Origin of the sequence: Nitratireductor aquibiodomus NL21 = JCM 21793, from assembly GCF_000615975.1 — a bacterium.
GTDB lineage: Bacteria > Pseudomonadota > Alphaproteobacteria > Rhizobiales > Rhizobiaceae > Nitratireductor > Nitratireductor aquibiodomus.
The window spans coordinates 19,286-29,776 of record NZ_BAMP01000049.1; the positions used below are offsets into that span (position 1 = coordinate 19,286).

The window sequence follows — 10,491 nt, forward strand, 5'->3', positions numbered from 1 at the left end:
CGCCGGCTGCCCGCCATCAGTCCGATCAGTCGAAACCGTTTTCGCGTAGATCATGCGCCAGTGCGATTGCCGTGCGCCGGTCCGATTCCCCGGCCAGAGCGAAAGCCTGCTCCTGCATGGCCCGAATCCAGCTGACATCGTTCGGCGCGGCCCGGTCGAGAGCCGCCGTCATCATCGCCAGACCTTTCACCACGCGTCCGCTTTCAAACAGGATATGTCCAAGCATGGCCTGGGCGCCGGCATGTCCCTTTTCGGCAGCAAGCTGGAACCAGCGCGCAGCCTGCTGCACGCTCTGGGCCACGCCCTCCCCGTCCAGAAACATCCGACCGACCTGATACTGTGCCTCTGGATTGCGGTATGTCGCCGCCGCACGCATGAAATGCTCCTGCGCGGCCAGAGGGTTGGCGCGGATCGGGCTGTCGGGAATGCCCGTTTTCAGATATTTGCCGAGCGCCACAAGCGCGTCCGAGACGTAGGTCTCGTCCGGGCTGCCCGGCCGCACGTCTTGCTGCGCCACCGCTGAGAAGAATTTAAACGCCTCACGGTCGTTGCGGGCAACACCGTCGCCTTCGGCGTACATGCGTGCGAGCTTCCAGCGCGCGCCGACCTGCCCGTTCTCGGCGGCATAGCGGTAGGCTTCAAGGGCCTCTTCCTTGTCACCCCGCTTGTAAGCAGAGAAAGCGAAGCGGAACACAGCCCAGGGGCTGCGTTTCTCCTGCTCCTGAATGACAGCGTTCTCGTCCAGCGCGTAAGCGGTTTCCGGCAGCGCCACGGAGGACGCTACCAGACCGGCAAGAACAACTGCTTTCCCTGCTTCAAATATCCGCATAACAGTGCGTTTCTTTCTTTGCCCCCGGATGGGTCACCGCGCCATCGCGTGCCGCCCCAACCGTCTGAGCGTATTTCCAGATCGCGCCTGACTGATAATCCGTCTCGCGCGGTTTCCATTCCTTGGCCCGCTCTGCGAGTTCTTCTTCGCTGAGCGCCACGTCGATCGTGCCGGCTTCGGCGTCAATCGAAATCACATCGCCGTCCTTCAGGAGGCCGATTGGCCCGCAGGCAGCGGCTTCCGGCCCCACATGGCCAATGCAGAACCCGCGGGTCGCACCCGAGAAGCGTCCATCGGTGATGAGCGCAACCTTGTCGCCCATGCCCTGACCGTAGAGCGCTGCCGTGGTCGCAAGCATCTCGCGCATGCCCGGCCCGCCTTTCGGACCTTCGTAGCGGATGACCAGCACTTCACCTTCCTTGTAGTTCCGCTCCGTCACGGCTGCGAAACACTCTTCCTCGGAATCGAAGCAGCGCGCCGGGCCCGAAAACGTCAGGTTCTTCATGCCGGCGACCTTCACGATCGCACCTTCGGGAGCCAGATTGCCCTTCAGGCCAACCACACCGCCGGTCTTCGTGATCGGATTGTTCGCCGGGCGAACCACATCCTGATCTTCATTCCATGGAACATGCTCCATGTTTTCGGCAATTGTGCGGCCAGTTACGGTCATGCAGTCGCCGTGCAGATACCCGTGTTCCAGCAGCGACTTCATCAGCAGCGGAATTCCGCCGGCTTCGAACATGTCCTTGGCGACATATTTGCCGCCCGGCTTCAGATCGGCGATATACGGAGTCTTCTTGAAAATCTCCGCCACGTCGAACAGGGTGAATTCGATACCCGCCTCATGGGCAATGGCCGGCAGGTGCAGTGCCGCGTTGGTCGAGCCGCCCGAGGCCGCCACGACCGCGGCTGCGTTTTCCAGCGCCTTGCGGGTCACGATGTCCCGCGGCCGGATCTGCTTGGCGATGAGCTCCATCACCTTCTCGCCCGATGCGTAGTTGAACCGGTCACGCATCTCGTAAGGAGCCGGCGCGCCGCAGGAATAAGGCAGCGCCAGGCCAATCGCCTCGGCAACCGTCGCCATCGTGTTGGCCGTGAACTGCGCGCCGCAGGAACCGGCCGACGGGCACGCTGCCTGCTCGATCTCGGTCAGGTCTTCGTCGGAGATCGTGCCCACGGAATGCTGGCCGACGGCCTCGAACACGTCCTGAACCGTGATCTGCCGGCCGCGATAGGTACCGGGCAGGATCGAGCCACCATAGATGAAAACCGACGGTACGTTGAGGCGCACCATCGCCATCATCATGCCGGGGAGCGACTTGTCGCAGCCCGCCAGGCCGACTAGCGCATCATAGCAATGGCCGCGCATGGTGAGCTCGACGGAATCGGCAATGACCTCGCGCGAGACGAGTGAAGACTTCATGCCCTGGTGTCCCATGGCAATGCCGTCCGTCACCGTGATGGTGGTGAACTCGCGCGGCGTGCCGTGGGCCGCCGCGACACCCTTCTTGACCACCTGCGCCTGACGCATCAGCGAAATGTTGCAGGGCGCAGCCTCGTTCCAGCAGGTTGCAACACCCACGAGCGGCTGCGCGATCTCTTCTTCCGAAAGCCCCATGGCGTAGAGATACGAGCGATGCGGTGCCCTTGCCGGGCCCACCGTGACGTATCGGCTTGGAAGTTTGTCTTTCGAAATTGCTTTTGCGTCCATAATTACCCCAGCCGCAGCGCGCGGCACTTCTCCTGAACAGTCGGTTGTGTCCCGTGCGCCATCGAGCTTTTCGATGCGCCGGGTTTATGGCGGGAAATTGGCGTTTCGTCCCGCCCCTTTCTTAACCGAATGCTTATTGAGAAACTGTTGCCAAATGAGCACAGAGACCTGTGCACAAGAGTCAGGGGACGTCAGCAGGAGAGAACAGGACGCCAAAAGCGCCCTGCCCGGGGTCGCAGGTTCAGGACCGCGCCTCTTGTTCCTCGCGCCTGCGCGCGATGATGGAAGCGACGATCGAACCGCCGATCAGAAGCACCGTAACCGAGAGGGCCAGCGGCGAGGGAATCTTGATCCAGTGAGCGACCAGCATCTTCAGGCCGATAAAGATCAGCACTAGCGACAGACCGGTCTTCAGGTGTTTGAAGGTGCGCATCATGCCGGACAGCACAAAGAACATCGCGCGCAGCCCCATGACCGCAAACACATTGGAAGAAAAAACGATGAAGGGGTCGTTGGAGATCGCCAGAACGGCAGGAATGGAATCGACAGCGAAGATCAGGTCCGTGAACTCCACCGTGACCAGCACGACAAATAGCGGCGTCATGAAGAGAACACCATTGCGCCGGGTGAGAAAACGCGAGCCGTGATATTCCTCCGTCACACGCCCGGTCCGCATCAGAAGTTTCACGATGCGGCTTTCCCCGGGGTCCACCATCTCCTCGTCCGACGTCATCATCTTGAAGCCGGAGAAAACGAGAAGCGCGCCCAGCGCCATGCCGATGATCATGAACTGATCGACCAGCTTCACGCCGGGCACGATCAGCGAGAGACGCATGACGATCGCCCCCAGAATGCCATAGAAAAGCACACGGTACTGCGCCTCGGACGGCACCTTGAAGTAGGTGAAGATCAGGGCGATGACAAAGATATTGTCCAGCGAAAGCGCCTGCTCGATCAGATAGCCGGTCAGGAATTCCGCGCCACGATCCTTGCCGCCGAAGTAGAACACGCCCATGGCAAAAACCATGGCGAGAGCCACGTAGCCTGCGACGGTTTTCATGGCTTCACGCGTCGTGATAACGTGATCGCGCCGGTGCAGGACAAAAAGATCAAAAAAGAGAACCACAGCCACGAAGGCCAGAAATCCGGGCCACAGCCAGTCATGCATTGTCATGGAAAGATACGGGGTTTGCGCCGCGTTTGCGCGTTGTCGTTCGATCCGACATCACAGGCAACGCCTTGCCTGCCAGAGGGGCCCGGATCGGGTGACTGCCTCTATGTGCGGTAAAAACCGCAGCAATACAAGTCCGCGCAGTCCCCGCCCATACACAAGCCATGCACAAATGCATGGCACGCCCGGCTCCAGAAACGAAAAGACCCGGCCGAAGCCGGGTCTTGCACGCTGTTCTCAGAAGAGCTGTTTACCACTTCACCTTCATCGAGGCGGACAGGGCTCCGACAAGATCATTGTCAAAGGTGTAGGAGATGTCATTGCCGTAAACCCGACCGTCGTCGCCCACAATGGCACCGGATTCGCCCGATGTAAGAATGCCGAGCGCCCCACTCAGGCGCATCTCGACGTTCTCGTTGGGCGTATAGGCGACCCCGCCGCCGAGCGTCCAGGAGTCCGCCTGATGACCGAAGCCCTGAGAGGTTCCACGATCCCAGGTGAGGCTGGCCGCAGCGCTCCACTGCTCGTTGATCTTGTGGCCGATGCCGCCGGAAACCGTCCAGCCGTCGCGATAGAGAAGGTCGAGCGACGTGGCGCGCGTCGGACCGGTTGTCGTACAGGCAATCCCCCGCGTGGCTTCCGGGCAGAACGGAATGGACTGAAGGATGCTCCAGTTGACCCATTTCACAGAACCGAATGCCAGCCAGCCAGGAGCAATACCGGACTGCACTTTCAGTTCGACGGTTTCAGGCATCTCGGTTGCGCCGAAAACCGGCGTGATCCGACCCGTCACGGGCGGGCTGACGGCTCCGGGTACACGGGAAAGATCCAGTGTTCCGGTTATGTCATCAAGCTTGACCCGTGAATTGTAGACAAGGCTCGCGCGGAACGCGATCTCCGGAATCTCGTAGGCGGCACCGACACGCCAGCCAACACCGCTTCCTTCCAGATCAAGCCGTCCGATACCATTGCCGGCGAGTGTCGGGAAGAAGACCTGGCGTTCCTTGAAACCCTCAAGCTGTTGATAGAAGACGCCACCGAGAACGCGGAACTGCCCCTTGCCGGCCTGCATCTTATAGGAGCAGGTGCCGCCAAAGTTGTGGCTGTCGACCTTGGTCTCAATATTGTGATAGGCACCGGCCCAATTTGCGCCAGGGTTGGTGTGCACACCCCAAGGCTGCGAGTAGTCGATCAGACAGTCAACCTGTTCACCGATCCCGACTTTCACACCGAGACGCGGTGAAAAATAGCTTTCCGTATCCTTTACCCCCTGCGACGCTCCGGGCACCGGACCACCCAAGGCGTTCTTGCCAACGACATTGTCCAGCTTGCGCTGCGGCATCACATAGGTGCCTGTCGCCTCAAAGGCGAACGGTGCCGGATCGAACAAAAGATCGACGTTGTAACCACCGCGCTCCAGGCCACCGGCATAAGCGATACTCGCGCTCGCCGAGACCATCAACGCTGCCGAAACAGTGCGAACCAAACGCATGAGATCCCCTCTCCTCCAATTGCTGGTCCGAGAATAGCAGCGCGGTCTCGAACCTCAATTGTTACTGTACAGCTTGTCGCACCTCACGCTTACGTTAACGTAATACGCCTATGGGATATTGGCGTGACAATCCGTGCGCCAAGGACCAGCAAAGAGGCAAGCGCCTTAAAATTCCCCTGAAATCGACACATTTTGCCTAGCTGGCTTCGCAAATTCATCACCAGTTGCGCAAATGCAACACCCGTTGGGGATTTCGCACAACCGTCACAAACCACCCTCAGGGAAGCCATATTCAGATCGCTCCGCACGCCGCGCAACTACGAATCAGCATTGCGCGGAACAAGAAAAGCCGCGCCCACCTGAAAAGTGAGCGCGGCTTCATTCGCTTGTAATTCCGCGGACTGGTCGACCGGTTCAGCCAGCTTCCCGGACACGGGCGAGCGCCACTTCCAGCCTGCCCTTCGCATCGGCGAATTCAGTGAGCTTCTCACGCTCGGCTGCAACGATCTCCTGCGGCGCATTGGCCACGAATTTCTCGTTTCCAAGCTTTTTTTCCAGACGCTGCATTTCCGAGGCCGTCTTGGCGATCTCCTTCTCAAGCCGCGCGGCTTCCGCCGACAGGTCGATCAGATCGCCCAGCGGCAGGCAGAATGTGGTGTCGCCGAGCACAATCTGCGCCGAGCCCTTCGGCGCTTCACCGGCAAAGCCAAGCTCTCCCACGCGTGCAAGCCGCCGAATGGCCGGGTCATGGCGTGCGATGCGCGCCCGCGTTGCCTCATCGGCCCCAACGGCAACCAGCGGCGCCGTGGCAGACGGCGGCACATTCATCTCTGCGCGCACCGAACGGATGCCGGACACGAGGTCGACAAGCCAGTTGATGTCGGCTGCCGCATCCGCGTCCTCGAAGTCAGGCGCCGGCCAGCGGGTCAACGCCAGAACGCTGTCGCGCCCGGCCTCACCACCCGTATGCGCCCACAGCTCTTCCGTCATGAAGGGCATCATCGGATGCAGAAGCTTGTAGGTCTCGTCGAGCACATGGGCTGCACAGGCGCGGGCCTCGGCCTTGGCCTCTTCGTCCTCACCGGCGAACACCGGCTTCAACAGCTCCAGATACCAGTCGCAGAACAGGCTCCATACGAAACGATAGGCCGTGCCCGCCGCCTCGTTGAAGCGGTAGGTCTCGATGCTCTCCGTCACGCCGTTCGCCGCCCGCGTGAGTTCCGTCAGAATCCAGCGGTTGATTGCAAGCTTCGCATTTTCCGGACGGAAACTCTCGTCCCGTTTGACGCCGTTCATCTCGGCGAAACGCGTCGCGTTCCAGAGCTTGGTGCCGAAATTGCGGTAGCCCGCCACACGCGCCGGATCGAGCTTCACGTCGCGGCCCTGTGCGGCCATGATCGTCAGCGTGAAGCGCAGTGCATCCGCGCCATATTCGTCGATCAGCTCGAGCGGATCGATGACGTTGCCCTTTGACTTCGACATCTTGGCGCCGTTCTTGTCACGCACCAGCGCATGAACATAGACCGTGTGGAACGGTTCTTCGTCCATGAAGTGCATGCCCATCATCATCATCCGGGCAACCCAGAAGAAAATGATGTCGAAGCCGGTCACCAGCACCGAGGTCGGATAGTAGCGCGCAAGCTCCGGTGTCTTGTCCGGCCAGCCGAGCGTCGAGAACGGCCAGAGCGCCGAAGAGAACCAGGTGTCGAGCACGTCTTCATCACGCGTCAGGATATCGCCCGGCTCGAAATTCTCGAGCTTCTCTTCCACCCAGGCCTTCCAGGGGCCTTCATGCGAGATGTAATGCTGGATCGCCGCCTCGAGCGCCGTCTCCTCATCCTTCTCGACGAAGACCTGCCCGTCGGGACCATACCAGGCGGGGATCTGGTGCCCCCACCAGAGCTGACGGGAAACGCACCAGGGCTGGATGTTCTCCATCCACTCGAAATAGGTTTTTTCCCAGTTCTTCGGCACGAACTTCGTGCGGCCTTCGCGCACGGATGCAATCGCGGGCTTCGCCAGCGTCTTCGCATCCACATACCACTGGTCTGTCAGGAACGGCTCGATCGGTACGCCGCCACGGTCGCCATGGGGCACCATGTGTTTGTGCGGCTCGATCTTCTCCAGAAGCCCGGCCTCTTCCATCATCGCCACGATCTTCTTGCGCGCATCGAACCGGTCGACGCCGTCGAGTTCGGCGATCGTGCGGGCGAGCGGCGCATCGGCCCCTTCCAGCCCTTCGAGAAACGCCTCATTGCCCTTGAGCGTAATGGTGGCATCGGTCGCCATGATATTGATCTGTGCCAGATCGTGTCGCTTGCCGACCTCGAAGTCGTTGAAATCGTGCGCAGGCGTCATCTTCACCGCGCCGGTGCCCGCTTCCGGGTCCGGATACTCGTCGGCAACGATGGGAATGCGGCGGCCGACCAGCGGCAGGAACACGTTCTTGCCGATCAGTTCCCTGTAGCGCGGATCGTCGGGATGAACCGCAACACCAGAGTCGCCCAGCATGGTTTCCGGGCGCGTCGTGGCCACCACCACATAGTCGCGCGTCTCATAGCCATCCGGCTGCCCGTCCGAAGGCCGCCAGATAACGCGGTTGCCCTCGTCGTCCAGCCTGTAGGGATGCTCATAGGTCAACCCGTCGGCGAGCGGATAACGGAAGTGCCAGAGATTGCCGTTGGTCTCGACCTGCTCGACCTCAAGGTCCGAAATCGCCGTCAGCAGCTTCGGATCCCAGTTGACGAGGCGCTTGTCCTTGTAGATCAGCTCCTGCTTGTAGAGCGAGACGAACACCTCGACCACCGCCTTCGACAGGCCCTCGTCCATGGTGAAACGCTCGCGCGACCAGTCGCAGGAAGCGCCCAGCCGCTTGAGCTGGTTCATGATCGCGCCGCCCGACTCCGCCTTCCAGTCCCAGATCTTTTCGACGAACTTCTCGCGGCCCATGTCGCGTCGGTGCTGCTGCTTCTCCATGAGCTGCCGCTCGACCACCATCTGGGTGGCGATGCCCGCATGGTCCATGCCCGGCTGCCACAACACGTCCTTGCCGCGCATGCGCTCGAAGCGCACCATGATGTCCTGCAGCGTGTTGTTGAGCGCGTGGCCCATATGCAGCGAACCGGTCACGTTCGGCGGCGGAATGACGATGGTGAAGGATTCCGCGCCCGCTTCTGCACCGGCTCCGGCCCTGAACGCATCGGCCTCTTCCCAGCGAGCGGCGATTTTCGGCTCGACGCTTGCCGCGTCGTAAGTCTTTTCAAGCATAAGGGTTTCCGCGCTAGAGCAATCCCGGAAACGTGAAAACGGCCCCTCCGGAACTGCGTGAAATCAACAGTCGGATCGCTTCACCGTCTTTCTGAAAAACGGCAAAGCCACAGACCCGCAATCTGGTCTGTTCACAGAACGGTGTAAAGCCGAAGGGTCAGATCAAGTCAACCGGCTGGCGGCGCGGCTTATCCGCCGCGCGCGATCCGCTCGATCTCTTCGCGCACGAGGCGCTCCACGATGGTTGGCAGATTGTTGTCGAGCCAGTCCTGCAGCATCGGCCGGAGCATCTCCTCGGCCATCTGGTCGAAATTGCGTCGACGGCTGGCCTCAAAGGCCTCATTCAGTTCGCCGAAAGCAGCCGCCACCTTGCGGCCCGTATATTCGGAAAGGATGCCCTGCCTTGCCTCATCGGCCCGCTCCGCACCCGCGGCAACCGGCATATAGGGTTCGCCCTGCTGCTCCCGATCATCGGTCTCGGCGGCTGGTTCTTTCTGAACAGCCTCAACCTCGGCGAGCCGCTGCACGAGACCCCGATCGATAGCCGGCGCATCATCCTGCGCAGATGCAATGGACGAGACACCGGCAAGCGGCGCCTCCATCGTCTCCGGACGCACATCCTCCTCATGCGCCTGAGAATCGCGCAGCTCTGTTCGAAAACTCTCAACGTCAGCCGAGGCTTCAAAATGCGCCGCCGCGTCCCGCTTTTCTGGCTGGTCTGCTGGCACCTGGCCCTGCTCCACGTTTCCGCTCTGGGGAGCCGTGGCCTCTCGCGCAGCAACAGCGGCAGCGCCCGCATTCTCGGATGACCTCGCCGAAGGCGCATCATTGTCCTCGATGATCCGCCGGATCGACGCGAGTATCTCCTCCATGGAGGGCTCACGCTGACTCCCGTTTGAAGTCAGCGCCTCGACTGCTGCTTCCATCTTCTGCGCCCCGAAACCCTGTGACATAGTCAAACCTGCCGCCTCCAGCTGCGTCCGCTTCACCAACCCTGCCCGGAACGACGTTCTCTCTGCCCGTCCAGGCACCAGTGCAGACGGTCGAATCACAACAGAAAGCGTAACGCACGGGCGGGCGCATGAGAATCCCCGCACCCGTGCAGTTTCAGGTTGCACACAGAAATGCCGGGCTCACGAGAGCCCGGCATTTCTTTATCGCTTGAATATAAGGGAATATGTCCGGACGAAGCCGCCCAGGAAACGCTGACAGGTCTCAGCGACCGTCCGGCGTACGCAGGCCGTACCACTTGTCCTTCACTGCCTGATAATGTTCCTCGGGCCGGTATTCGCTGACCTGAAGACCAAGCCGGCTGGCGGAAAGCCGTCCGGTCGCCGAAAGAATGGCATAGCTGGCAACCACGATGTCACGCTCCGCGCTCACCTGGTTGATCTTCGCGTCGATAACGTCCGCCTGCGCATTCAGGACATCGAGTGTTGTGCGCTGTCCCACATTGCGCTCTTCGATCACGCCATTGAGCGCCAGCTGTGCCGCCTGCACCAGTTCCCGGTTGGCAGAAAGCGATTCGCGCGCTGCCTGATACTGGCTCCAGGCCGAAACAACGGCCGCACGAACCTGATCGCGGCTGACATCAAGATTGATGCGCGCCTGACCGAGCGATTCTTTGTTCTTGCGCACCTGCGCCGAGGCCTGACCACCCTGGTAAATCGGCACGGTCAGATTGAGCCCGATGCGCGCGCTATCGCGCGAACCATCGGCAGAAAGGCCCGGCGATGAGTCCTGATAGCTGTGCGAAAGCCCGACAGAACCCGAGACCTGCGGCAGGAATGCGCCTTCCGAAGATTTTACGCGGAACGACGCCGTGTCGATCTGATGCTGGCGCGCCTTGATGACCGGGTGCGCAGCAAGGCCGAGTGAAAGCGCGCTGTCGAGATTCTTGGGAAGCAGCTTCGTCAGCGGCTGCGCCGCCTTCAAATTCTGCGGCGCATCACCGATCAACTGGCGATAGACAGCCGAACTCGATGTCACGGAAGCCCGCGCCGCGCTGAGCTGCGCCAGAG

General features: G+C 61.1%; 7 protein-coding genes. All 7 read right to left on the bottom strand.

Annotation, left to right across the window (positions count from 1 at the left end):
• Positions 1 to 25 precede the first annotated feature (25 nt).
• Entirely contained in the window at positions 26 to 829 is an 804-nt protein-coding gene (locus tag JCM21793_RS14070; RefSeq protein ID WP_007008253.1) for a tetratricopeptide repeat protein, read from the bottom strand.
• A complete protein-coding gene (gene ilvD, locus JCM21793_RS14075; protein WP_007008254.1) occupies positions 816 to 2,540 on the bottom strand; it encodes a dihydroxy-acid dehydratase in 1,725 nt (574 codons plus the stop codon). The genes JCM21793_RS14070 and ilvD overlap by 14 nt, the downstream gene beginning before the upstream one ends.
• 241 nt (positions 2,541 to 2,781) lie before the next feature.
• Positions 2,782 to 3,714 (bottom strand): TerC family protein, encoded by a 933-nt coding sequence (locus JCM21793_RS14080; RefSeq protein WP_202800338.1) that lies wholly within the window; start codon positions 3,712 to 3,714, stop codon positions 2,782 to 2,784.
• Between the two features lie 247 nt (positions 3,715 to 3,961).
• Positions 3,962 to 5,203, bottom strand: a complete 1,242-nt coding sequence (locus tag JCM21793_RS14085) for an OmpP1/FadL family transporter (protein WP_007008256.1) — start codon at positions 5,201 to 5,203, stop codon at positions 3,962 to 3,964.
• Positions 5,204 to 5,617: 414 nt separating this feature from the next.
• Positions 5,618 to 8,470: a valine--tRNA ligase gene (locus JCM21793_RS14090; protein WP_025030777.1), complete on the bottom strand. Its 2,853-nt coding sequence runs from the start codon at positions 8,468 to 8,470 to the stop codon at positions 5,618 to 5,620.
• A gap of 188 nt (positions 8,471 to 8,658) precedes the next feature.
• Positions 8,659 to 9,423, bottom strand: a complete 765-nt coding sequence (locus tag JCM21793_RS29755; RefSeq protein ID WP_025030778.1) for a PopZ family protein — start codon at positions 9,421 to 9,423, stop codon at positions 8,659 to 8,661.
• A gap of 262 nt (positions 9,424 to 9,685) precedes the next feature.
• Positions 9,686 to 10,491, bottom strand: an 806-nt coding sequence (locus JCM21793_RS14100; RefSeq protein ID WP_025030779.1) for a TolC family protein, incomplete at its 5' end; no start/stop codon positions are given.

Coding starts and splice junctions, on each gene's coding strand:
- JCM21793_RS14070 (WP_007008253.1), bottom strand. CDS start 829: ATGCGGATATTTGAAGCAGGGAAAGCAGTTGTTCTTGCCGGTCTGGTA.
- ilvD (WP_007008254.1), bottom strand. CDS start 2,540: ATGGACGCAAAAGCAATTTCGAAAGACAAACTTCCAAGCCGATACGTC.
- JCM21793_RS14080 (WP_202800338.1), bottom strand. CDS start 3,714: ATGACAATGCATGACTGGCTGTGGCCCGGATTTCTGGCCTTCGTGGCT.
- JCM21793_RS14085 (WP_007008256.1), bottom strand. CDS start 5,203: ATGCGTTTGGTTCGCACTGTTTCGGCAGCGTTGATGGTCTCGGCGAGC.
- JCM21793_RS14090 (WP_025030777.1), bottom strand. CDS start 8,470: ATGCTTGAAAAGACTTACGACGCGGCAAGCGTCGAGCCGAAAATCGCC.
- JCM21793_RS29755 (WP_025030778.1), bottom strand. CDS start 9,423: ATGTCACAGGGTTTCGGGGCGCAGAAGATGGAAGCAGCAGTCGAGGCG.